We start from the raw sequence: 24415 nt of genomic DNA, 5'->3' as shown, positions 1-24415 counted from the left end.
TTGCAGTGTTTTCTTTGCAGAGGAATGCCGTTGATGCCGGTCCTGAGTTTGGAGCCTGTTTTGGTGTTCGGCTGCTCCAGGCTGGGCTCAGCCCTGACGCCGCTCGACCGTCAGGCAAGCATTGCCTTAGTCCGCCGCGCCTACGATCTGGGCGTACGGCATTTCGACACCGCCAGCATCTATGGACAGGGAGACAGCGAGCGGCTGCTGGGCGCTGCATTGGAGCCCGATCGCGCAAAGGTCAGCCTTGCCAGCAAGGCAGGTCAACTTTTGACCCCCAAGCAGGCGGCGCTTGCGCATTTGAAGCCGTTGGTTCGCTGGTTGGCCGCACGTCGCGGAGGCCTTCGTCAGCGCGTGGCGCAGACCCGCGCGCAAGGTGTTCCGCGCTGCTTCCAGCCGGACTTCATCGAACGCTCGTTGCGTGAGAGTCTTGCGCGTTTGCGCACCGACCACCTGGATATTTTCTATCTGCACAGTCCGTCTCCCGAGGTGCTGGGCGACGCTGCGCTGTTCACGCGCCTGGCGGCGCTGCAGCGGCAGGGCTTGTTCCTCAAGCTCGGTGTGTCCTGCGATGACTTGCAGCTCGCACAGCTGGCCGCTGCGCATGCTGCGATAGAGGTGGTGCAGTACGAATTCGATGGCAGCGCAGCAGCGGCTGATGTGATGCAGGCACTTACGCGTGAGGGCAAGTCCGGGTTGGTCCGTGGGTTCTCGCGGTTGGTGGGGCAGGCCTGGGAGGGTACATCGCACGCGTGGCCCCAGAAGTTGCGTGCACCTGCTTTCAGCGGATTGGTGATGGGAACGACCAGCATCACCCATCTGGAGCAGAACGTGGCCGCATTCCGCAGTGTGTTGAACATGGGACGTGACGTATGAAGGTTTTCGAGGTTTTTGGAGGGATGGGCATGCAGCGCAGCTCCGATGGCAGCATCGCGTCCACCGCGGGAGGCTTGGTGTGAAAGCACTTTGGATTGCCCGCGCCCAACCCTTCCCGCTGGACACCGGCGACCGCATCTACACCGCCCGTTTGCTGCGTGCCGCGGCACAGGCTGGTGCAAACATCACCTTCACCGGTTTCGCCTGTGAGCCGGCCGACGCCGTGCCCGCCGACTGGCCTGTGCAATGGCGGCTGGTTCCCGGCAAGCCGCGTGGCACGCTGCCGTCGCTGATGAGCACCATGCCACTGGTGGCCGCTTCGCATGCCACGCCGGCGTATCGGCAGCTGATCGACGAGTTGGCCCAGCAGCACTGGGACTTCGTCGTGTTCGATCAATACGGGCTGGGATGGGCCATGGCGCCATTTCTCAGGGCGCGCGGCGGCAAAGCGGCGCCGGTGTTGGTGCATGTCGCTCACGACCACGAGGCCTCCGTCTATGCCTCGCTGGTGCGCGGGTTCAAGGGCTCGGTGTTCAAGCATGCCGGCCTGTGGCAGAACTGGTTGAAAACGCGTGCCATCGAACGCCATATTGCGCGCACCGTCGATCTGGTCACTGCCATCACGCCAGAGGATGCCCAAAAGTTTCAGGTCGATGCGCCTCGCACGGCCAGCGTGGTCCTCACTCCCGGATACGATGGCATCGTCTCCGAGCGCACCCAAATGCCGGCGCAGACCCCGCGCAATGTCGTCATGGTGGGCAACTACCACTGGGTGGCCAAGTCCGAGAACTTGCGGCAGTTCGTGGAAGCTGCTGACGCGTTGTTTCAGCACAACGGCATCACACTGCATGTCATCGGCGGCATTCCCGATGAGTTGGCCGAACACCTGCGCAGAACCAGCAAGGCCACGGTGATCCATGGCTTCGTCGATGACATCGCGTCCCACTTTGCACAGGCACGTCTGGCGATCGTGCCCGAGGCCATCGGCGGTGGGTTCAAGCTGAAGTTTCTGGATTACATCTTCAACCGCGTGGCCGTGGCGACGCTGACCCACGCCGCCGCTGGGTTGCCGCCAGAAATCCGCGCCAGCATGGTGCAGGCGCAGGATCTGCAGGGTCTTGCCAGGGCGATCGTTGATGCCATCGGCGACGACGCGCGTCTGAACAGCCTGCAGGAGCGCGCATTCATCGCGGCCCAGTCGCGCTACCGTTGGATCGACCGAGGCAGCGACCTGCTTGCTGCGGTGCGCACGGCGCGCACGGCAGATGCCATAGCCTCGCAGGCGCGCGCATGACGCAGCGAGGCACCTGGCTGTTCGTCGATGCTTCCCCGTTCTTCGGGGGGCACGAGGTCATGTTGCTGCGCTGGATTGAAGAGCTGGCGCAAACCGATGATGTGCAGCCCAAGCTGCTGGCGCGCGCCGGCTCGCGGTTGTTGTCGCAGGCACCCGAGTCCACGCGCAGCCAGCCGTTCCCGCATGCAGCAGGTGGCGTGGGCCTCATTGGGGAGCTGCGCTGGCTGCGTCGCCGTGTGGCGGCCTTGCAGCCGGAATGCGTGGTCGTGGCCTCCGGCGCCATGGGGGCGCACATTCCCCATGTGCTGCTGCTGCGCGCGCTGGGTGTGCGCGTGCTGCTGTACGTGCCGATGTTGGGGACATTTGCCTCGATGGGCTACCGGCAAGGCATCTGGAAGGACCGCTTCGTGCGCTGGTTCTACGCCAAGGTGCCGCGCGGCTGGGTGGCCATCACCGAGGGCCAGGCCCGGGAGTTCCAGCACTGGGCGCGGCCCACAGGCCGGATCTTCGTGCTGCCTAACACCATCTCTGCCGAGCTGGAACATGCTCCGCGTGTGGCGATGCGCGGGCCTGCTGCGGGCCGCCCCCTGCGCGTGCTGGTGCTGGGACGGCTGGACGCACACCAGAAGGGGCTGGACATGCTGCTCGGCCATTTGATGCAGGCCGACCCGGCGCGCTTTGCCGGGCTGCATTTCTCCCTTGTCGGCGATGGCCCCTACCAGCCCGACATCGAGTCGGCGCTGGCTGCGCGCCCGGAGTTGGCCAGGCACGTGACGTTGCGGCCGTGGATGTCGGCGCAGACGGCGCTGGCAGAGAGCGATGTGCTGCTGCTGTGCTCGCGCTATGAAGGCGTGCCGCTGGTCATGCTGGAGGCCATGGCGCTGGGCGTGCCCGTGGTATGCCCGGATCTTCCGGGCACCCAGCCCTATGTACCAGCTTCGTGCCGGTTCGCCATCGGTGACATGGCGGCCGCATTGACGCTGTTGATCGCGTTGCGCCCTGCGGAGCGCCGCGCCGCGTTGGCCGATGCGGGCCGGACTGCCTTTGAACTCACGGCGTCGGGTCAAGCCTTTCGAGGCCATGTCCGGCGGTTGGTCCATGCGGTGCGCGAGCACTTTCACATCGTCGGCCAGGGAGCCGCGCAGGAGGGTCCTGCCCCGTTGCAACCCAAGCTACCCGAGAACTGAGCATGCTGGTCAGCGTCTACATTCCCACCAAGAACCGATTGGCTCTTTTGCAACGCGCCGTCGCTTCGGTGTTGGCACAGACCCACCAGGAGTTGGAAGTGATCGTGGCCGACGACGGCTCCACCGACGGCACGCTGGACTGGCTGGAAGAACTGAGCACGCGGGATGGCCGCGTGCGCTTCTTTCACCACACCCAGTCGCTCGGAGCCCCGGCCGCACGCAACAAGGCTATCCGCGCCGCAGGCGGAGAGTGGGTCACCGGGCTGGATGACGACGACAGCTTCACGCCGGAACGGCTCGCCTTGTTCCTTGAGCACGCGGCACGTTTGGATGCCGAGGGGCAGCGCTACAGTGGTCTGTACGCGACGGAGGTGATCGAAAGCGAGCACCGCAGCTACACGCTGGACAAGCCCGCTGTGACGGAGTTCCGGGACCTCTTTCGCTACAACACCATCGGCAACCAGATCTTCGCCCGGCGCCAGGCCTATCTCGATGCCGGCCTCTTCGACGAGGCCATGCCGGCATGGCAGGACCTGGATCTGTTCATGCGCATGCTCAACCGATGCGGCCCTGCGCACCTGGTTCCCAAAGCCACCTACGTGTTGGCCGACGACGACCGTTCCGACCGCATCTCCAAGAAGAAGAAGCCCAAGCTGGTCGACGCTTTCAGCCGCATCTGCGCCAAGTGGCCCGATGTGCCGTCGACCGACAAGCAGATGCTGTATCTGCAGCTGTTGGCGCCGTTCTACGGGTTCTCGGTCGAATGGGCGGATGTGCGGCGGTACTTTGGGCTGGGAGTGTCCCTCAAGGCTGCGATGCGGCTGGCGCGCAACCTGGGCAAAAGAGCGTTCGATCCGAACCGTGCTGCAACGGCCTGAGCCCGATGTTTGCCGTCGGTCCACTTGCCGTCGAGCACCCGGTGCTGTTGACTTAACCCCTTTCAAATGCCCATGAAAAGTGCTTTGCAGAAGACGCTGCGCCGCCTCGTCGCCGCCCCGCCTCCCCCCGCACCAGATTTTTCCGAAGTCGAAGTGTTCTCCTGGTCGCCGGCTTCAGGGCATCGCAACTTCGGCGACCATCTTGCGCGGGTGGTGGTCACCAAGATGCTTGCCGACCGTGGCCATGTGATCGAGGAGGCCGTGCTTCGGCCGCGGCGCCTGATGGCGATCGGCTCTGTCATTCATTTCGCGCGCACGGGTGACGTGGTCTGGGGGTCGGGCGTCAATGGCAAGGAAATGGACCCATCCGCTCACCGCTACAGTCAGCTCGACGTGCGTGCGGTCCGCGGCCCTCTCACCCGCGAATTTCTGCAGGCGCGCGGAATCAATGTGCCCGAGGTCTATGGGGACCCTGCGCTACTGTTGCCGCTGCTGTTCCCAGGGCGCTTTGTTCCGACAGCGCAACGTTCCCATGTTGTCGTTCCCAACCTGCACGACATGCAGATACTGCGGGACCAAGGCGTCGCAGACCTGGTGTCCCCTCTGGAAAGCTGGAACCGGTGCGTCGCCCGCATTCTGGAAGCCGAGCTTGTGGTCGCGAGCTCATTGCACGGCCTCATCATTGCCGAGGCGTACGGTATTCCGGCGCGGTATGTGCGCCTGTCCGACACCGAGAAATTGTTCAAGTACGACGACTACATGCGTGGAACCGGGCGGGGGGGCGTCGAGGCGGCGAGCAGCATCGCGCAGGCCTTGGAAATGGGCGGGCAATCAGCGCCCGTGTTTGACGCCCAGGCACTGCTCGATGCATTTCCGATTGACCTGTGGCGCGGAGGTGATCGCGTTGGCGACCCGGCGGCATGAGATGGTGGTGACGCGGGAGGGCTGGAAATGACTGCTTCGAAACGCAATCTGAACGTGGCGCTCATGCCGCGCACCCTGCCGCTGAACAAGTTCATTGATCTCTTTCGGACCTCGATTGAGTCGGCGGGCAATGCGACCTACGATTTCTCCTGGAGTTGGGCCAAGGTGTGGGCGGCAGATGCCATCATCCTTCATTGGCCAGACCAGTTCTTTCGCAAGAGCGATCTGCCCGGCTCGCTGAAGTTGTACGCCAAGATCACGATGTTGTGGGCTGCCAAGATCCTTGGCGGGCGGCGCGTCGTCTGGGTGGCGCACAACCTGACTCCGCACGACACGGCCGTTGTCGATGCCAAGCTGCGTGACCGATTTTTCGACACGCTGGACGGCATCATCTTTCTGTCGCGGCGGTCGCAGCAACTCGTGGAAGAGCAATACCCCCGTCTTCGAAGTAAGAGCAGCTTGGTCACGGTCCACGGCCATTACCGCGACGTGGCCTTGTCGCCGCCGCTGGTGTATCGACCGCCACAGGGCAACGTTCGTCTTGGCTACGTGGGCTTGATTCGCCCTTACAAGAATCTGGACACGCTAGTCTCTGCTGCTGCGGCGGTGCCTGCCATCCACATGCACGTCAGCGGGATGGCGCAGGATGCCAATGACTTGCTTGAGGATTTGCAGCGACGCGCGCAAGGTGCCCCGAACATCACGTTGGATGCGCGCACGACACCTTTGGACGATGCCGAGGTGGAACGCCTGATCGATGCCAGCGACGGCGTTGTGCTGCCCTACCGGAACATCTTGAACAGCGGCTCGGCCCTGCACGCCCTTTCGAGAAACCGGCCGGTCCTTGCGCCGAAGATCGGTAGTTTGCCCGAGCTGCAAGAGCATGTCGGCTCCGATTGGCTGTACTTGTACGAAGGCGACCTGACTCCCAAGGTGCTTGAAGACTTTGCCGACCGTCTGCGCAGCCGCCGGTTCGATGGAACGGCGCCGTTGGATGCCTACGATTGGCTACCCATCGGCCGTGCGATTGATGGTTTTTTACGCAAGATTCGTGGGGCCGTTGAATGATGGACACTTTTCTGCAGAGTCGGGTCAGCATGGGTGGTGAACCCTGTGTCTGTTCCTGCGGCGGTACTGTGCGCTGAAATTCCCGCAGAAAAGTTTCAAAACATTACCATTGCCCGTTATCACCTCTCTCGTTTTGGGTGAACCGAACTCATGACTCTAGACACTGCGGACGTGGCGCGCCATGAAGGCCAAAGTGTGCGGCCACCTTCGGAATCGCTGCCGGCTCCACGCAAGCCCTTGCATGTGCGTGCCTTTGGATTCCTGGGTTACCGCCTTGGAAGGGTGTGGCAGCGAATTGACCGTGTCTTGCTTCCTGCCGGTGCCGCGTGCCCTGCGTGTGCAAAGGTGTACTACCTGCTGTTCAACTCATCGTTCACCCGGGAGCAGCATGCCACCCTGGTCGGGCGTTGGCAGCACATTCGGCATGTGGCCTCGAGTGCCGTGGCCGCAGTTGTTGTCCGTCGCAACGTGCATCGCCTGGAAAAGGGGCTCTGCATGGTGCCGGCCCGGGAGCGATTCGCTCTCGACTACATCGACGAAACACTTACGGCGTTTGGTGACCTGCTCAAGTCGCCACAGGACTTTGAGTTGCCGTTGATTCGGTATGCGCACGATGTCCTTACCGCGTACTTTGCGGCGACGAAGTGGCCCGCGTCAGCACCACAGCCGGAGCGATTCCGGACATTGCGCCTGCGCGTGCCGCCGCAGGTGCACAGCAGTGCCGCTGCCGTGCCGCTGCCACAGCGATCACTGCCGCCAATGGACGTCAGCTACTCCCAGTTTCTGCGCTTGACGCAGCGCCGTGCATCGGTGCGGAATTTTCAGGCCGCCGACGTGCCGCGCGCTGCCGTCGAGCAAGCCATTGCAGCCGCGGCGCAGGCGCCGTCGGCCTGCAATCGGCAACCGTTGCGCTACATCGCCGTTGCGGACAACGCCACGAAGCTGAAGTTGGCGCGCTTGCCCATGGGGACGGCCGGTTATGCGGAAGGCATCCCTCTCATGCTGGCGGTCGTTGGCGACCTCAGCGCTTACCCGTTCGAGCGTGATCGCCACATCATCTATATCGACGCCAGCCTGGCGAACATGCAGTTCATGCTCGCGCTGGAGACCCTCGGGCTCGCATCGTGCTCCATCAACTGGCCAGATATGGAACAGCGCGAACGCAAGGCCGCTGCCCTGCTGATGTTGAAACCCTACGAGCGGATCGTGATGTTGATGGCGGTCGGGTACCCGGATCCGGCTGGGTTGGTGCCCCATTCGGAGAAGAAGAGCGTCGAGGAGATGCTGACTTGGATGTGATGCGCCGCAGACCACTTGGGGTGGAGATCCTTGGGATCTCTCCCTACAACAAGGGTGCCTTGCTGATGCTTGAGGCAATTCGGGCCAGATTCCGCGAGGAACTGCCTGCTGCACGCTTGGGGCTGCCATGGTCTTGGCCGGCCGAGCAACGGCTTGCGCTTGGCCTGTACAGCACCTATCCGCGAGAGCGAGGACGCGTCGATGTTGCCCGCCTGGCCGACCTGCTGCCGCGAACGTTTCGCGCGGGTGTGGGATTGCTGTCACCTGATGACATCGACGTGGTTCTGGACGCATCTGGCTTTGCCTACGGTGACTATTGGGGACTGGCGAAGCTTCAACGTCGGTTGGGCAGAACGGCCAGCCACTGGAAGACAGATCGAAGAACCCTGATCCTGTTGCCGCAGGCCCTGGGCCCGTTCGAAGCCGCCGGGATGGCGCACCAATGGCAGCGCGCCCAGCGTGGTGCCGACCTCGTTTTTGCGCGGGATCGCTCGTCCATGGCTTATGTCCAGGCTACCGGTGGCGGCGATCGCGCCCGTCTCAGCCCAGATTTCACCAATCTGCTGCACCCCGACCTTCCGGCGCGCCTGGCCCATGTCCGCGGTGCGCTTCTGCTCGTTCCCAACGAGAAGATGGTGATAGGTCAAAACGAGGGCCGGCGCGCGCTATACATGGAGTTCCTGCGGTTGTGCGCCGAGCGCTTTCTCGCCACCGGCCGCGACGTTCTGCTGCTGGTGCACGAAGGCCGTGGCGACCGCCAGCTTGCGGCAGAATTGAACACCCAGGTCAGCAAACCGATCACGCTCGTCGATGAGCCCTCTCCCCTGGTGACCAAAGCGGTCATCGCGGCGGCCCACGCCACGGTGTCGTCGCGGTTCCATGGACTGGTGAGCGCCTTGTCGGCTGCCGTGCCGTCGCTCGCATGCGGCTGGACGCACAAGTATGGCGAATTGATGGCCGACTATGGCTGTCCCGAGTTCAATGTTGATCTGGCGGACCGTGCGGCTTGGCCACACAAGTTGGACCACCTTGTACGAGCCGCCCAGGACGATGCCGTGCGCGCGAGCTTGCAACAGGCGGCCAGTGCGCAGCAGAAGCTGAGCGAAGAGATGTGGGCCGGCATCTTCTCGCTGGTCCGCCAGCGACACGGCGCGGTGGCGTGACGCGGCATGAGCTCCATCTCCGTCGTCATGCCGACGTACCGCGATTCGGCCCACGCCATTACAACTGCGGCGCGCCTGAGCAGGCAATTGGGCCCGCAGGATGAACTCCTCATCGTTGACAATGGCTCGGGCGGCGAGCATCTCAAGGCTTGCGAGGCGTACGCGGGTCAGCATTCGGGCGTGGCCATCAAGGTGTTGGTGTGTGGTACGCGGGGCAGTTATGCGGCCCGGAATCTCGGGGCGTCGCAGGCGCGTGGCGACATCCTCGCTTTCACCGATGCGGGCTGCGTGCCCAGCGAGGATTGGCTCGAAACCATCCGTCGACACTTTGAAGCCGGTTCGTCAGACCGCGTTGCAGGGCCGATCGTCATGACCTACACCAACTCACCTCCGTCCGTGGTGGAACTGGTCGACGCGCGCACACACCTGCACCAGGATTGGTACGTGGCCCATGGCTGGGCAGCGACCGCGAACACTGCCGTTCGGCGCGCGGTGTTCCAGATTGTGGGGGGGTTCAACCAGACGCTGCAGAGCGGTGGCGACTATGAGTTCGGCATTCGGGCGCACGCGCACGGCTATCGCATCGACTGGTGCCCAGCCATGGTGGTGGAGCATGGAGCGCGCAACACCGTGCGCGACCTGATGAAGAAGCGCCGCCGCATTCGCCTCGGGCAAGCCCAATTGGCCTCCCTCGCGGAGTTCTCCGCACTGTTGGAGCGGGCTGCGCAGGCCGGTCCCATCGACCGGCCGGCCGTGGCGCGGCGTGCCTATCCCGCGGTGGGGACGACGCGCTGGTTGTTGGTTCGGCTGGCTTGCCGACTGCTGTATCTTTATGAGCGACGATTGGCGCCCGCGAAGTGAGCTGTGTGTTCAAGTTCAGCCCCTGAAATGGCCACCAGCCCACCTGCGCGGGCAGCGTGCCCAAACCTGATGAGGCAAGCGCGATGAAGGCTGCACCGCACCCCAATCTGTCAGAGATCAAGAAACAGTCTGTCCGGGGGGCCGTCTCGACCGTGGGAGCTAGGGCGGTCATTGTGCTGTTCAGTCTGGCATCCACCGCTGTCTTGGCGCGCTTGCTGGCGCCTGGAGATTTTGGCGTGCTCGCCATGGTGATGTCCGTGGTTGGCTTTGTCGGCGTTTTCAAGGATTTCGGGCTGTCTGCTGCGGCGGTGCAGGCCGCCGGCACGTTGACGCCCGTGCAGGCGAGCAACCTCTTCTGGATGAATCTTGCAGTCGGCGCCGCATTGACCTTGGGAACCGCCGCCGCTGCGCCGTTGGTCGGCATGGTGTTCGGTGAGCCCGCACTGGTGCCGGTGACCATGTGCGTGGCCCTGTCCTTCGTGCTGATCAGTTTGGGAGGGCAGCACGCAGCAAGCCTGCAACGGGAGCTGAGGTTCAAGCGCAAAGCGTTCGCCGATGTCTCGGGCGCCCTGGTGGGCGCCGGCCTGTCGATCCTGCTTGCATGGAAGAACCTTTCGTACTGGTCTCTGGTTTGGGGGACGCTCGCATCCGCGGCAGTCACCAGCGTCCTCCTGGTCTGGCTGGCCCCTTTGCGCATTCAACGGCCCCAACGGGGCCACGGACTGCGGCGACTGATGGGCTTTGGCGGCAACGTCACCGCGTTCGAAACCATCAACTATTTCCACCGCAACTTGGACAATGTGCTCATCGGACGGGTGTGGGGCGCCGACGCTCTGGGGCTGTACAGCCGTGCATACCAGCTTCTGATGTTCCCCATCACCAACCTGCGTGCGCCGATTACTGCGGTGGCATTTCCTGCCATGAGCCGACTGCGTAACCAGCCTGAGCAATTTCGCGCCTACTACCGCAAAGTCAGTTTCCTGCTGGCGTTGGCATCCATGCCCTTGGTTGCATTTCTGGCCGTGGCAGCCGAAGAGGCCATTGGTCTGTTGCTTGGTCCGCATTGGCATGCAGCCGTGCCCATCTTCCAAGCCCTGGCCTTTGCCGCTTTCATCCAGCCGGTGGCCAGCCTGCGGGGCATTGTTACCCTTTCATCGGGCCGCTCGAGGGACTACCTGCTGCTCGGCACTGTCAACGCGGTCATTGTCTGCATTGCCTTCGTCGCCGGTTTGCGGTGGGGCCCGATCGGAGTAGCCATCGGTTACAGCGTGGCCATCTATCTTGCGTTGTATCCCACCTTCATACTTGCGTTTCGGACGACAAAAATTCGGGTCCTGGACTTCTGGGCTACGGTCGCACAGCCTGCTGTGACTTCGCTGATCGCAGCTGCGGCCGTTCAAATTGTGGTTCGTCCAGCCTTGCCTTCGGACCTCAACGCCATCGGCGCGTTGGGAGTTCTGGGCGTCTGTTTTGGAGCGATCTGGCTTTTGGGCAACGCCATCTGGCCTGGAGGATGGACGGCAATCCGCAACGTACGAGCCCTGTTCAGCACGTCACGACCCTAGAGGAGTTCCTCGCGATGCACCGCAACAGGAACATCGCCCGCGGCCCCATCCTCTAGCCCTCTCCCACTCGCGCACTCTGAGCGTGAAGGCGCCCACCTCACGCTGCTCTGTCGCAACCATATCGAGGGCTATCAATTCAGCGCGTCGGCAGCTCGCAGTTCCTCGACGGTTGGAAGGGTGATGCCATCGACATACTTCTGAATATCAATCGGCGACGTCGGCTTGGTAGAGCGCAATGCTGATTCAACCGATTCCGCTACCGCATAGGGCCTGTCAACGGACTGAAAATAGTCCTTGTACTTGTGCTCAGATTCGGCGGTCCGCGGTGCAACCAAGAGTGCAGGCCGCTTGAGTGCATGCGCCCAAATCAGGCCATGAAGCGACGAGGTGTACACGAACTCCGCCTGGCAAATTGCCTTCGCCACATCGAAAGGCGATGCATCGATCGAAATCACCTTGTACTGGCGGTTTGAGCGAAATTGAAAACGTTCTCGGTAATGTGGGATGAAGATCGTCTGTCCCGCAATGGGTCCAATATCATGCAGTTCAGGATAAATCTTTCCAATCAACAACCCGGGGTCACCCATAAACCTCAGGCTGGTCACATCATGACCGGCCCGCTTGAATGCATCGAGCGTCAAAGGGCCACGCACCCCTAGCAAATGAATGTGAGTGCCGGTCGCACTCGGCACTGAGTCATGCTTGCTTCCAATGCCGGCTACCACGTCTCCCTCGAGAACCCTGTGCGCGACCGATCCAATCAGAAGTACCCGTTTTCCGGCGTTCCCAACATTGGCAACCGCTTCATTGGGAAGTAACCAGTTCAGAACGTCGACATTGAATGAATCCCCGGCATTGCCATGGACGAAATTCCGCGGCCGCCTGATCAATGAAAAAAATCGGCTTTCCTTTGGCTGGTCGGCAATCGGATTCCAATAGAACGTCTTTACGGCCATATCTGGTCCAGCTTCAACTGTGAAAAAAAGAATTCCAGGTCATTCACACCGAAGCTTAGCGTCAGATTATCCCCCTCTGCCACCAAGCCGGAAAAATAGAATGCCCAAAGAATATTTGGGTTGTGACGTTTCCCGAAATGAAGCATCTTCAAAATCGAGTGAATCAGCCTTGTCTGTGCAACTCTGACGGAAATTCCGCCCTCTTGATCGAATTGCACCTGAGCCAATCTTCCTATGTAGCCGCGTTTGCCTAGAAACCTTGGCTTGTCGTGTACAACCATGTAAGCCATTTCCGGAGAGGCGAAAGAAAGCTGCGAGCCGATCGAGATCGACTGGGAGATTGTTCCTGAGTCGTCGACATTGCCGGCACGTTCAAAAAACAGCACGTCCTCAGATCCCAGCAGTCCGGAAGCAAGCTTCAGCTGCACGACCGGGGAGAGGGAGTAGAGGGCACACAGATTGCCATCTCTCTTGAAGAAAGCCCAGTTCTTCTCCACCGTCTGCCGGTCGGAAACTTCGCATTTTTGCGGAGAACCCATTGTGGGCCAAATTCTCATGAGGAAGATTGTATTGTTCACCTTTCCTAGGTTTCCCGTATTGAAGGTGAAGAACAATTCATCATCCAATTTGACCAACTTTGGGTCTGCGACCTGCGCCAAGCCGCGCTCGCGCAAAAAGTCAGTAAGATCGAGCGGGTCAGAAAAACGACCGTCGACAAGGTGTGTATAGAAGGCGCGGAAGGGCTTTTCTCCGGTAAACGATTCTGCCCTGAATGCCAAATGCCATGTGCCGCCCGCTAAGGAAAGGCTGGGATTAAAGACATTAGTAAACCCGTGGTCCTTCGAAAGCTGCACGAGCGCTTGCTGCAGCTGGGATTCCCCGTGTTGGGCAAGGCTGACAAACTTCATTTCGATCCACCCGTTTTAGCAGGCGCTTTGGAGAACCTGATCGTTCTGATGACGTCAAGCACCTGCACCACTTTGCTTCTCGCCATAAAGAATACGACAATGATGTACATGCCGAAGCAAAGCAGAAGTGCAGGAATAAAATAGACCGGCGACAGGGATGAGCTTTGAAACCATTCCATCGACTTCAATGCGTACGCGACTCCTAGGAAGAAAAGTGCTCCAACCGATGGAGGCATGAACTGAAGAAGATATTGGCGAATCGGCAGCGAAGCATGCTTCTTTAATGCTTGTATGCGTACGGGCCAGAAAGTGATCTGGCGAATAGATCGGGCCGCTGCCATGGCATGAATTCCGTAAGGAACAGCGATCACAAGCAAAATCGTGCCAAAGGCGAGTTGATAGCAAGCCAGTTTGATTGACGCCATGCCGCGTCCTCGTGCCAGTAGAAGATTTTTGTCGAAAACAGTTACGGACGCGAGCAGGGCCGACGGAACCATGAGCATAAGGAGTGGCACACTTTCTCTCCAGCGATCGCCAAAAAAGAGGTGCATCACTTCATTGCCAAATGCGCCAAGTGTCAAGAAGATTGGCGTCGCAACCGCACAGCCTGCAAATGTGAGGATGAGGAAATAACGCATCATTCGCGTGGGATCACCCTGAAGCCTGGAGAATGTTGTAAGTGAAACCTTAGCGAATGTCGTGGACAACATATCCATGACGATGGTCAGTATTCTTTGGGCAACAAAATAATAGCCCAGAGTTGAGGCAGAAAACTGAGCGCCGATGATAAATTTATCGAGGTTGGATTGCATGACGTTCAGAAAGTCGATCGCAATCACCTGTGCGCCAAATCCACCTAGTTTTCGTGCTGAAGAAGGGGAAAAACGAAAGCGTGGCCGCCACTTGGTGGCCCTCCATAGCACAATTGTGCCGGTGCCACTGGACACAACCGGCAGAATAACAAGTGCCCAGACGCCCGCTCCATGAAATGCGGCGGTGATTGCAACAACGGCGCCCACAATAGAACCAATAAGTTGCCGAGCCGTGAGATTGGCGAATTTCATCTCCCTTTCCAGCAAAGCCGCAGGGACGCTGGAGAGCGCAGATAGGATCAGAACGAGGCCTGAGATGGGAACGATCTTCGTAAGGCTTGGCTGTTTGAACGCCAGTGCGAGTAGCGGTGATGCTATGACAAGCAGAAAGTAGATGGTCGTTGCAACACCTATGCATGTCCAGAAGGCAGAGTGCGTATCATCTTCTTCGATGGAGTCGCGCTGCACCAGGGCTTGCGCCATTCCGTTCTCGACAAAAACAGCGAGCACAGTTGAAATCGATAAGGCAAGTGCAGCCAAACCAAAATCGGCGGGCGCCAACAAGCGCCCGAGCAGAATAAAAACAAATAGGCTGAGAAGCCTGCTCGCCCACTTTTCGAGTGCGACCCAGGCAATGCTTTTGGCGGCTTTGGTGGATAACCGGTTCTCGGAGTTCATTATGACTAGTTGGGGCTGGCCAACGTCAAGAAAGCTGCTGTGGAACCGATGTGCGTTCTTTACGGTGGCGAGTCAGTTTCTTGCCCCATTCGATGAATGGATGTTCAATCCAATGGTAGATCAGCCAAGAAAGGAGGAGACTGAGTACAAGACTTGCTCCAATGAGTGAGACGGCGTAGAGAATGTGGGAGTCGACACGAAAAACCACAAGAAGAATATAGGCGCAAAGAAATATTGCGACCATATGAACGCAATAAAACCCATACGAGATGGTTCCGAGCCAGCGTGCAAACCGGTTTTCAATAAGAAAAGCGGTCGCGCGCCCAATAACGCCGGCGCGGCCTTGCAAAGAGTAAATGGCAAGAAACCAAATCATGACGGCGCCACCTTTGAGGCCTTTGAGATATACGACGGCTGCGATTGTGATGGCGGCAGTGAGGAGAGCGAGTAATTGTTCGCTTTTATTGGCAGCTCGTCTTTGAGAGTAGAAGAGACGATGAGTGAGATAGCCGATGAAGAAGAAATAGAGGTTTGAGGGCAAAAAGGAGGGTTGAGTGAACTGCGTGGACAGTGTTAGCAGACCTGCAAGAACGAGCCACATTGGAGCAAAGTTTGAGCGAATTCGCTCCAGACCTAAGATGAGCGCGGGCGCCAGCAAGTAGAACTGCCATTCAAGGGTGAGACTCCATGCTTGACCCATGAATGCATAGGACGTGTAAGGCAAGATGCGGTCCGGAATGAGGCCATGTAAGAGGCCAGCATGCAGAATAAGGTGCGGCCAGAAGTTTTCTTGGGATGCTGTGAGATACGCCATGCGACCATCGGTGCGCGTGCCAGCCCATGGAATAGCGCGAAGTGTGTCGATGGAGAGCTGGAGAATGACGACGCTTGCGATGAGGCAAACAATGTAGGCAGGGAAAAGACGTAGCGCGCGGCGCGTAATGTACTCTGTGTATTTCACAGAGTGATCTTTAAGAACGCTCGCTGAAATGACAAAGCCGCTCAACATGATGAACACGCCGACAGCCAAGTCGCCGTTTGCCAAGACGCGGCCCCAGCCCGTTGTTTTGTATAAGGGAAGCGCTGCCATGGTGGTCACGTGGGTTATCCATACCCAGATGGCCATGTAGCCGCGCAAGCCTTCAAGGCCGTCGATCTTTCTCATGCAGAAGCGCTCGGGGATAGTTGCAGAAGGGAGCCATTGACCGGCAAAGGTGCTTGAGCCACTGGGCCACTGTGAAAAGGCTGGCGCTCATCGCCTGTGCAGCGCTTCGACAAGCCCGGCGACTGCGCGTTCGAGCAGTGCTGGCTTATACGTTTGCAGGTAATTCATCGGGCTGTTGAGAACGTCATCTAACAGCGGAACTGGGGCAAAGCTGGTGGTCGGCACCTTGGCAACGCCCTGCGCGCCGGCACGTTGGATGAGCAGCGTGAGTTCCGTCAGGTGGATCAGGAAGTCTGGGGGCAGAGGTTGAGGCCGTTGCTCACGCATGGCGCGTGCCATCTCTGCCAGCCCGAGCAATTTGTCTTGCGCGTAGATTTCGCGCCGCCGCAGCCAACTGACGAACCGATGTTTGAGTGAACTGCCGACCCCTTTTTCTGCCTCCACCGCGTGCGACTTCCAGCGGCGCACGAGGGGAACGCGGCGGCCACCGACGCCGAAAAGGCGCCCAATCACCGGTTGTGTGCGCGCCGTGTACGCCTTGCGGGCGGCCAGGGTGACTCGTGAAAAGCGTTCCAGGTGCACCGGTGACTGGTCATGAAAGACGTTGTCTGCCGTGATCTCGCCCTGGTCACCAATGATGTGCATCTGGTGGTTGCGTGGCGACACCCAGGTGCAGGTGACGCGTGCGGCCACGCCATTGGCAAACTGCAGGCATGCAACAGAGAAGTCTGGCGTGTCGGGCGGTACCAGGGGAGTCTTGGTTTTGTTGGGGATCAGGAAGTCTGAGAACGCCGTCACTGACTGCACGGGGCCGAAAAGCGCACAGAGCCAGACAAGGTGGTATGCCACGTGCTCGACTGTGCAGCCTTCCTGCAACTCTTCGGCATAGGGAAACGGTGCACCAGTAGGACTCTGCACCTTCTCCAGCTGCATCATGTGCGCCGGGTTGTCGTCGAGCTCCGCGTAGACCAGAACGGGCCTGCCGATTGCGCCATCGCGCACGGCTTTCATCAGGGTGCTGACCGCATCGCAGAAGAGGTTGCAGGGGGCACCGGTGAGGATGCGACCTCGCGCATGCGCGAGCGCGAACAGGGAGCGCGTTCGGTCGAGGTCGGTCGTGACGGGCTTTTCGGTATAGACGTCCTTGCCCGCTTCGAGGGCGCGCTGGGTGACGTCGAAGTGCGAGCCGATGCTGGTCAGGTTGACCACTGTATCGACTTCAGGATCCGACAGAAGGGCGTCCAGGCTCGGGTAGACGTGAAAGCCGTAGTGGCGAGACACCACGTTGGATCGGGCGGTGTCGATGTCGAACACGCCGCGAATGTCAAGTTCTGGGTGGGCCCACAGTGTTCGCATGTAAATGTCGAAGACGTAGCCGCACCCGACGAATGCGATCTTCATATCGCGTCCTCCCTGGGTTGCTGTTATCTATTGGTCGAGGCGAACGCATTGCGCAGGCCTTCGAGAGCGCTCTTGGGAACGCGATGTGGTCAGAACAGGCTCTCGCGGACGTAGATGACGTCGTCGGGCTGGAGCAGGTCGGTCAGTTCCGGGGCAGTCTGCTGGACGGCGCCACCTGCGTCTCGGCGGTGCAGGCGCAAGCGGTTTTCCGTGCCGCGGCTGGTGGGGCCACCACCGGTCGCGAGGCCCTGCATGACGGTCATGTTGCGCTCTATCCGATAGGCCCCGGCACGCTGCACTTCGCCGTAGACGTAGAACACGGGCGCACGCCGCACATAGATCGTGTCGCCCGCGCTGACCAACATGTTGCTGTCGTCGTTGTCGCGCATGAAGAGCGCGGGCACGTCAATCAGCTTGCGGAATGGTGCGCCATCACGCGCACCACTGACGATCACGACGTCGTCTCCGTTTGCCATGACGCCACCAGCCATGGCCAGCACATCGGTGACGCGCGTGTTGGCAATCTCCAGTGGAAAGCGGCCAGGGCGGTTGACGTGGCCGAGTACTGACACTTGGTTGCCGCGCACCTGGATCAGCACGATGTTGACTTGGGGCTTTTGCAGGAAGCCTCCGGTCTGCAGTGCGTTGGCGATCTTGCGCTCGGCATCTGCAATGCTCAGGCCACCGATGGCGACGTTGCCGATCAACGGCACATTGATAGACCCGCTTTCCGACACGCGGGCTTCGACGGTGAGGTCAGGACTCTGGAAGACCAGCACACGCACCGTGTCACCAGCCCCGAGGCGATAGTCCGGCTGAGTCTGGTTCTGGGCCAGCAGTGGCAGGGCCACGAGCACCAGCCAGCAGCCAAACAAGACACGATGCAGCCAGGCGTGCAACAGAAAAGATGGGTTCATGGTTTTGGGCATTTCAAAGGAGATCAGAATGCGAATCTTGCATCCATGCGCGCAGATCTGTTGCGGTATCCGTAACCGTCCAGATTGGACGTACGGCGCTCATGCCCTAGCGTAGCGGTCAAAGACAGCGCTTCGATGGGATTCCAGCGCATGCCGAGCGTCGCCGTGGCGGTTCGGTCTTCACGGTTGTCATCCGTGGTGCCAGGCAGCGCCCCCCCGAAAGATTGGCGCGACAGGTCGTAACCACCGTACAGCACGGTGCGGGGCCCAAGCGACCAATAGGGATAGAGCGCCAAACGGTTCGAGGTCACAAAGCTGGCCGTGTCCGTCTGGTAAGAAGAAATGTCCCGCGCGAGGGTTACCTGGATTCCCGTTTTGCCCGTGGCGTTCCAAAGCAAGCCAATGTTGCCGCGCGTGCCCGAAAAATTGCGCACCGCATAGCCCGGATGCTCCCGCTGCACATGCGCGATCGTCGCCGTCAGGGTTGTCTTGGCACTAACCGGCCACCGCGCACGCAGTTCATGTACGGTCTGGTCAAAGGCAGTGGGGCTTGCGCTCACTCCGGGAATGCGGTTTTTGTAGTCGCCGCGTCCATCGATGTAGCGGTAGCTCACGCTGCTGCCAGATGGAAACGAGCGCCGTCCACCGACCGATGCGCTGCGGAGCGAGTAGTCGCCCTGTTGCGCCGTAGGGCGCTCATTGCTGCGCTCGTCTTGGGTCATCCCGCCTAGCAGGCTCCAGTCTCTGCCGACTTCGTATTCAAAGTTCCCGGTGGTCGTCAGATCGGTGCGCAGGTTCCTGTCGAAACTGCGGTAGTAGTCGAAGGTGTTGATGTCTTCGCTACGGGTACGGCTCAGGAGGCCATGCAACCGCGGCGTCAGGCTCCAGTGCCAAGCGGCGCGATAGTTCACCGCATCGAAGTCGAGGTAGCTGTTGCTACGGTAGCGGTGGTGGTTAAAGCTGAGATCCAATTCGACGCGTTGCAACGAGTACCGCTTGTCGAACTCGACGCCGGCAGTAGTAGTGCTGAGCGTTTCCGACTGCTGGTCTGCACTGCGGCGGAACAGGTTGCTGTCGTACCGCAGGGATTGTGACGCGACCACTTTGAGTGCGTCGATGTCCACGTCCTGGCCCAAGGCGCACGCTGCAGATACCAACAGCGCTACTGCAACGCCCGGTGCGGGACGAAACCGTCGTTTCATATCGGGGCTCAATACGCCTTCGTGTCCTTGAACACCACGCCCACCGTGCGCGCGATGATGTACAGATCCAGCCGCAGAGACCAGTTGCGCAGGTAGTCCAGGTCGAACTCGATGCGGCGCTGCATGGATTCCAGATCGTCGCCGCCTCTGAAGCCGTTGACCTGCGCCCAACCGGTGATGCCGGGGCGCACCTTGTGGCGGATCATGTAGCCGGAGATGAGCTTGCGGTACTGCTCGTTCACGGCGATGGCGTGCGGCCGCGGGCCGACCACGCTCATGCGTCCCTGCAGCACGTTGATGAACTGAGGCAACTCGTCCAGCGAGGTCTTGCGGATGAAGGCGCCGATCTTGGTCACGCGCGCATCGCCCCGCTTGACCTGCGTGTAGCTCTTTTCGCCGTCTTCGGTCACTGTCATGGAGCGGAACTTGTAGACCATGATCTCCTTGCCGTCCAGGCCGTAGCGGCGCTGCTTGAAGATGATGGGGCCAGGCGAGGTCAGCTTGATGCCGATGGCCACGGCCAACATGACCGGTGCGATCAGCAGCAGGATCACGGAGGCCAGCAGGATGTCCCAGCCGCGCTTGACCAGGCCGGTCGTGCCGCGGAAAGGGGTTTCGCAGACCGAGATCACGGGCGTCCCGCACACCGACGCGCTGCGGCCCTGGATCAGATCCGTCACGAACATGTCGGGCACGAAATAGATCGAGGCCGTGGTGTCCTTCAGGCCGTCGAGCACCTGCAGGATGCGCGGCTGCGATGCCATGGGCAAGGACAGATAGATCATCTGCACGTTGTTCGCCTTGACATAGGCCGGCAAGGCGGCAAGGCGGTCGATCAGGCCAAAGCCCATCGGGGCGTTCAAGCGGTGCAGTTCGCGGTCGTCGAAGAAACCGGAGACTTCAATCTGGGAATACGGTGTCTCGCGGATGCGGCGTGCCAGCGCCACCCCTTGGGTGTTCATGCCGACGATCACGGCTTTGCGCGGCGGTCCGCGTAGGGCCAGGATGGCGGGTGCTGCCAGGCGCAGGGCGCGGTGGGCGGCGATCTGCGACACGGGCGCCAGCCACAGCCACATGAGCAGCGCGCCCACGGGGAAGTGGCGGTTGTACCCGGTGGCTACGCCCATCACCATCAGCAGCGCGGCGATGGCCGCCCAGTTGATAAGCGTCTGCGTGACCAGTTTGCGCAACGATGAGCGGATCTGCGTCGTGCCAGGGAATGTCATCGCGAACACGATGACAGACAGGATCAGGTACTCGGGCCGCAGGCTGCCCGTGTGGTACAGCCCGACGCCCCACAGCGACAGCACCAGCATGCCGGGATCGAGCAGCGATTCGATGAAGCTGAGGGGGTGGTCCTTGCCCAGGCTGCCGCCGCCGACGACTTCGGGCGCGGTCTTGACTTGTGTCAAGGGAATGGGAGAGCTATCCATGGGCGTAGTGACTGTTCTTGAGCCGGGACACAGCTTGGGCGCGGTTGTAGACGTCCAGCTTCTTGAAGATGCGTTGCAGGTGGTTTTTGACGGTGAAGGTGCTGATGTCCAGGATGGTGCCGATCTCCTGGTTGGTCTTGCCCATTTCGACCCATTGCATGATCTGCAACTCACGGCCCGTCATGCCGTTGTCGGGTGCTGCGCTGTCGGGGCCGTGGCGCGAGATGGTGATCTGCGCAGGCGCTCCGCATGCGCTGCCTTGCGTGATGATCTTGGAGGGCAGGGCGGTCTGGCGCATGGCCATGTCGATGTGGGGCAGCAGCGCGGTCATCGCAGCGGCGCAGGTCTTTTCGGAGATCGCCTCGCGGCTCAGCACGACATACAGGCAATCCTGTTCAGCGCGCAGGTCGCGCAAGCCATGCACCATGGCCGAGCGCATGGCTGGCGCCGATGAATGGATCAAGTCCTGCTGTGGCGCGAGCCCGAGAAGGCCGTTGATCCGCTCGGCAGGGGTCACGTAGGGCTGCTTGTTCGCGGCTGACCAGTTGGCAAACAGTTCTTGCAGCCGAGAGACCAGGGCGGACATGTTGGCCTGCGCGGTTCGCACGCCGCGCAGTGGAGCGACGATGTCGTGGCCGATGGCTCCGCGCTGGAAATCACCCCAGGCGGCGACCAGGATGTCGTGCGGCATGAAGTGCTGGACGCCACCGCGCAACCAATGGACCAAATCGAGATGCGTGCGGATGTGCGCGACTTCTGCCAGCACATCGAAGTAGCGCCCGCGATCTGCGATGGATAAATTGCTCAGAAATGACATTCACATCCTCGGGGAAGACCAGTCGATCGGAAACGCAACCACACTGCCGCCTTCTGCGTGCTTCGAAATGGTGCATTTTCTTGAATGTCCCCCCGGCCTTGTCCTCTGCATTAGCCAGTTTGATGCCCGTCCATGTCTGTCTGATGGCATCTCATTCATAGGCCAAATTGTCATGTTGACGACAAACATTCCGGGTCAACCCACCCGGTCAATGCCTGGTTCGCAGGCCGCCAAATTCGGGAAATTCTGCGCTGACAGATTGTCGACGCCGTGCTCGGTAGGCGGGGATGTTAGCGGCACTCTGCGGCAGAGCAACTTTCAAGCCATCAGGAAATGTAACAGTGTCCAGGGGCGCTGGCGGTTCCGGCGCGTTGGCCCGGTCTGCAGGGCTGCTCACCCGTGGATGCCCTCCCGCCATGACAACACGGCCCGCTCGACCAGGCTGTGCGTCTCCTGGTAGACCGATTCGTGCTTGAGGTAGGGATCGGCAATGGATGTCCCGAGCCAGTGCCCCAGCATGCGGGCCTTGGCCGGTGCTTGGGAATCGACCTGTGCGAGCTGGCGGATGTGGGCCTTCTCCATCACCAGAATCAGATCGGCCCACCAGAGCAGGGTGCGGTTGACCTGCTGCGCACGGTGCCGTTCCAGCTCTTGCACTAGGCGGGGCTGCTGGCGCGCGACATACAGCACGGTTTCGTCTGCGGGTTTGCCAACCAGCGCGCGTGTTCCGGCGGATTGCACCTGCGTCCCCTCTCCTCGGCCATCCGCTTGCAACTGCAGGCGCAACAGGGCCTCGGCCAGCGGGCTGCGGCAGACATTGCCGGTGCATACAACAAGGATCCGTTCGTACATGAGAGACCGCAGCTGGGGCCGTTAAGCGGCGGATCGTGCCAGAAAGTCCTGGTACGAACGGGCGATGCCTTCTTTCAGGCCGACGCGCGGTTGCCAGCCCATGGCATGGAGTTGGCTGGAGTCCATCAGCTTGCGCGGCGTGCCGTCGGGCTTGCTGTGGTCGTAGACGACGCGCCCGGAGAAGCCCACGGTCCGCATGACCATGTCGGCCAGCGCGGCAATGCTGATGTCGGCGCCGGCGCCTACGTTGATCAGCGGGCCATCGAAGCCGCGCTCCATGAGGAACACGCAGGCGTCGGCCAGATCGTCCACATAGAGGAACTCGCGCAGCGGCGTGCCCGTGCCCCAGACCACGTACTCGGCATCGCCGCGCAGCTTGGCCTCGTGGGCCTTGCGGATCAGCGCCGGCAGCACGTGGCTGTTGGCCAGGTCGTAGTGGTCGTTGGGGCCGTACAGGTTGGTCGGCATGGCGCTGGTGTACTGGCGCCCGTACTGGGCGTTGTAGGCCTCGCACATCTTGATGCCGGCGATCTTGGCGATCGCGTAGGGCTCGTTGGTGGGCTCCAGCAAGCCAGTCAGCAGATGGTCTTCCCGGATCGGTTGCGGGGCGAGCTTGGGATAGATGCAGCTGGATCCCAGGAACATCAACCGCTGCACGCCCGCCAGGTGCGCGCCGTGGATCAGGTTGTTCTGGATGCTGAGATTCTGGTAGAGGAACTCGGCCCGGTAGGTGTTGTTGGCCTGGATGCCACCGACCTTGGCGGCGGCGATGAACACATAGTCCGGCCGGTGGGCTGCGAGGTAGGCGTGCACGGCGGCCTGGTCTTGCAGATCGAGTTCGGCGCGCGCTGGCGCGAGGATCCGGCCGTAGCCGCCGGCCTGCAGGCGGCGCACGATGGCCGAGCCCACCATGCCCTTGGCGCCGGCCACCAGGATGGTGGCGCTGCGGTCGATCGGTGTGGCGGCCGTGTTCATTCGTGGTGGTCGTAGGCCGTGAAGCCAGCAAGCCGCACCAGCGCGTCGCGCTTGGCGGCGGTGTAGTCGGCCTGCACCATTTCAGCCACCAGCTCCTTGAGCGTGGTCCTGGGGCTCCAGCCGAGCTTGCGCTTGGCCTTGCCCGGGTCGCCGAGCAGGGTATCGACCTCGGTCGGGCGGAAGTAGCGCGGGTCGACCTTCACGATCACATCGCCGACCTTGCACTTGGCCTGCTTGCCGTGGACTGCGGCAACGATGCCGCGTTCATCGACCCCCGCGCCTTCCCAGCGCATGGTGACGCCGAGCTCGCTGGCCGCGAACTCCACGAACTGGCGCACGCTGTACTGCACGCCGGTGGCGATGACGAAGTCCTCCGGTTGCTCCTGTTGCAGCATCAGCCACTGCATCTCGACGTAGTCGCGCGCATGGCCCCAGTCGCGCAGCGAGTCCAGGTTGCCCAGGTACAGGCAATCCTGCAGGCCCAGTGCGATGCGCGCGGCGGCGCGCGTGATCTTGCGCGTGACGAAGGTCTCGCCGCGCAGCGGGCTTTCGTGGTTGAACAGGATGCCGTTGCAGGCGTACATCCCATAGGCCTCGCGGTAGTTCACCGTGATCCAGAAGGCGTACATCTTGGCCACGGCATAGGGGCTGCGCGGGTAGAAAGGCGTGGTCTCCTTCTGCGGCGTTTCCTGCACCAGTCCGTAGAGCTCGCTCGTGGAGGCCTGGTAGAAGCGTGTCTTTTTCTCCAGCCCCAGGATGCGGATGGCCTCGAGCAGTCGCAGCGTGCCGAGGCCGTCGGCGTTGGCCGTGTATTCGGGCATCTCGAAGCTCACGGCCACGTGGCTCATGGCGGCCAGGTTGTAGATCTCGTCGGGCTGCACCTGCTGGATGATGCGGATCAGGTTGGTGCTGTCCGTGAGGTCGCCGTAGTGCAGCACCATGTTGCGGTGCTCCACGTGCGGATCCTGGTACAGATGGTCGATCCGGTCGGTGTTGAACAGCGAGGCGCGCCGCTTGATGCCATGCACCTCGTAGCCCTTGTGCAGCAGCAGTTCGGCCAGGTAGGCGCCATCTTGGCCAGTGATGCCTGTGATGAGGGCAACTTTTTTCATGAGAGCGTCAAAGGATCCGCTGGGAGATGAGGGGCCGGCATGCGTGCCGGCGTGGTGGGCGGAAGTATCGCA

Annotated in this window: 22 protein-coding genes; 10 read left to right on the top strand and 12 right to left on the bottom strand. The window is 61.2% G+C overall.

All coding sequences use genetic code 11. The annotated features are described in order from the left end of the window. The first annotated feature begins 33 nt into the window (after positions 1-33). The 10 genes from ASF45_RS03110 (at position 34) to ASF45_RS03065 (ending at position 11115) form a co-directional block, all read left to right on the top strand. Positions 34-876 (top strand): aldo/keto reductase, encoded by an 843-nt coding sequence (locus tag ASF45_RS03110; RefSeq protein WP_162243951.1) that lies wholly within the window; start codon positions 34-36, stop codon positions 874-876. A 79-nt stretch (positions 877-955) separates the two neighbouring features. Beyond that, positions 956-2170, top strand: coding sequence for a glycosyltransferase family 4 protein (locus ASF45_RS03105; protein ID WP_056656670.1), 1215 nt, complete (start codon positions 956-958; stop codon positions 2168-2170). After that, positions 2167-3357: a glycosyltransferase gene (locus ASF45_RS03100; protein ID WP_056656667.1), complete on the top strand. Its 1191-nt coding sequence runs from the start codon at positions 2167-2169 to the stop codon at positions 3355-3357. The genes ASF45_RS03105 and ASF45_RS03100 overlap by 4 nt, the downstream gene beginning before the upstream one ends. A gap of 2 nt (positions 3358-3359) precedes the next feature. Further along, positions 3360-4235, top strand: a complete 876-nt coding sequence (locus ASF45_RS03095) for a glycosyltransferase (protein WP_056656664.1) — start codon at positions 3360-3362, stop codon at positions 4233-4235. Positions 4236-4319: 84 nt separating this feature from the next. Next, on the top strand, positions 4320-5159 hold the full coding sequence (locus ASF45_RS03090; RefSeq protein WP_056656661.1) for a polysaccharide pyruvyl transferase family protein: 840 nt from the start codon (positions 4320-4322) through the stop codon (positions 5157-5159). A gap of 27 nt (positions 5160-5186) precedes the next feature. Further along, a complete protein-coding gene (locus tag ASF45_RS03085; protein WP_156472798.1) occupies positions 5187-6227 on the top strand; it encodes a glycosyltransferase in 1041 nt (346 codons plus the stop codon). Between the two features lie 345 nt (positions 6228-6572). After that, the gene (locus tag ASF45_RS03080) at positions 6573-7526 is read left to right on the top strand and encodes a nitroreductase family protein (RefSeq protein WP_056656656.1); all 954 of its coding nucleotides are present in this window, start codon (positions 6573-6575) and stop codon (positions 7524-7526) included. Next, on the top strand, positions 7526-8689 hold the full coding sequence (locus ASF45_RS03075; RefSeq protein ID WP_056656653.1) for a polysaccharide pyruvyl transferase family protein: 1164 nt from the start codon (positions 7526-7528) through the stop codon (positions 8687-8689). Before ASF45_RS03080 ends, ASF45_RS03075 begins: the two co-directional genes overlap by 1 nt. A gap of 6 nt (positions 8690-8695) precedes the next feature. Further along, entirely contained in the window at positions 8696-9550 is an 855-nt protein-coding gene (locus ASF45_RS03070; RefSeq protein ID WP_056656650.1) for a glycosyltransferase family 2 protein, read from the top strand. 83 nt (positions 9551-9633) lie between these two features. Beyond that, positions 9634-11115, top strand: a complete 1482-nt coding sequence (locus ASF45_RS03065; protein ID WP_056656647.1) for a lipopolysaccharide biosynthesis protein — start codon at positions 9634-9636, stop codon at positions 11113-11115. A gap of 131 nt (positions 11116-11246) precedes the next feature. Here ASF45_RS03065 and ASF45_RS34220 read toward each other — a convergent pair whose 3' ends face one another. From ASF45_RS34220 to gmd, 12 genes are all read right to left on the bottom strand, one after another. Continuing rightward, positions 11247-12071, bottom strand: coding sequence for a polysaccharide pyruvyl transferase family protein (locus tag ASF45_RS34220; protein ID WP_082550768.1), 825 nt, complete (start codon positions 12069-12071; stop codon positions 11247-11249). Beyond that, the gene (locus ASF45_RS03060; protein WP_056656644.1) at positions 12062-12979 is read right to left on the bottom strand and encodes a hypothetical protein; all 918 of its coding nucleotides are present in this window, start codon (positions 12977-12979) and stop codon (positions 12062-12064) included. The genes ASF45_RS34220 and ASF45_RS03060 overlap by 10 nt, the downstream gene beginning before the upstream one ends. Then, positions 12976-14469: a lipopolysaccharide biosynthesis protein gene (locus ASF45_RS34215; protein WP_082550767.1), complete on the bottom strand. Its 1494-nt coding sequence runs from the start codon at positions 14467-14469 to the stop codon at positions 12976-12978. Before ASF45_RS34215 ends, ASF45_RS03060 begins: the two co-directional genes overlap by 4 nt. 25 nt (positions 14470-14494) lie before the next feature. Further along, positions 14495-15634 (bottom strand): acyltransferase, encoded by a 1140-nt coding sequence (locus ASF45_RS34210; protein WP_082550766.1) that lies wholly within the window; start codon positions 15632-15634, stop codon positions 14495-14497. 87 nt (positions 15635-15721) lie between these two features. Further along, on the bottom strand, positions 15722-17035 hold the full coding sequence (locus ASF45_RS03055) for a Gfo/Idh/MocA family protein (RefSeq protein ID WP_056656641.1): 1314 nt from the start codon (positions 17033-17035) through the stop codon (positions 15722-15724). A gap of 89 nt (positions 17036-17124) precedes the next feature. Beyond that, complete coding sequence (gene epsE, locus ASF45_RS03050) at positions 17125-17952, bottom strand: polysaccharide export protein EpsE (RefSeq protein WP_056656638.1); 828 nt, start codon at positions 17950-17952, stop codon at positions 17125-17127. Positions 17953-17975: 23 nt separating this feature from the next. Continuing rightward, a complete protein-coding gene (epsL, locus tag ASF45_RS03045; RefSeq protein WP_082550765.1) occupies positions 17976-19154 on the bottom strand; it encodes an XrtB/PEP-CTERM-associated polysaccharide biosynthesis outer membrane protein EpsL in 1179 nt (392 codons plus the stop codon). Between the two features lie 8 nt (positions 19155-19162). Continuing rightward, positions 19163-20587, bottom strand: a complete 1425-nt coding sequence (locus ASF45_RS03040) for an undecaprenyl-phosphate glucose phosphotransferase (RefSeq protein ID WP_056656632.1) — start codon at positions 20585-20587, stop codon at positions 19163-19165. Beyond that, the gene (gene epsA / locus ASF45_RS03035; protein ID WP_063887560.1) at positions 20580-21404 is read right to left on the bottom strand and encodes an XrtB/PEP-CTERM-associated transcriptional regulator EpsA; all 825 of its coding nucleotides are present in this window, start codon (positions 21402-21404) and stop codon (positions 20580-20582) included. The genes ASF45_RS03040 and epsA overlap by 8 nt, the downstream gene beginning before the upstream one ends. 393 nt (positions 21405-21797) lie before the next feature. Beyond that, positions 21798-22256, bottom strand: a complete 459-nt coding sequence (locus ASF45_RS03030) for a low molecular weight protein-tyrosine-phosphatase (RefSeq protein WP_056656626.1) — start codon at positions 22254-22256, stop codon at positions 21798-21800. A gap of 21 nt (positions 22257-22277) precedes the next feature. Beyond that, positions 22278-23231, bottom strand: a complete 954-nt coding sequence (locus ASF45_RS03025; RefSeq protein WP_200932096.1) for a GDP-L-fucose synthase — start codon at positions 23229-23231, stop codon at positions 22278-22280. Further along, complete coding sequence (gene gmd, locus ASF45_RS03020; protein ID WP_056656624.1) at positions 23228-24343, bottom strand: GDP-mannose 4,6-dehydratase; 1116 nt, start codon at positions 24341-24343, stop codon at positions 23228-23230. The genes ASF45_RS03025 and gmd overlap by 4 nt, the downstream gene beginning before the upstream one ends. Positions 24344-24415 lie beyond the last annotated feature (72 nt).

Origin of the sequence: Pseudorhodoferax sp. Leaf265 (assembly GCF_001422365.1) — a bacterium.
Lineage (GTDB): Bacteria > Pseudomonadota > Gammaproteobacteria > Burkholderiales > Burkholderiaceae_C > Pseudorhodoferax.
Note: the sequence above shows the minus strand (reverse complement) of the source record. Positions and strands in the feature narration are given on the sequence as shown.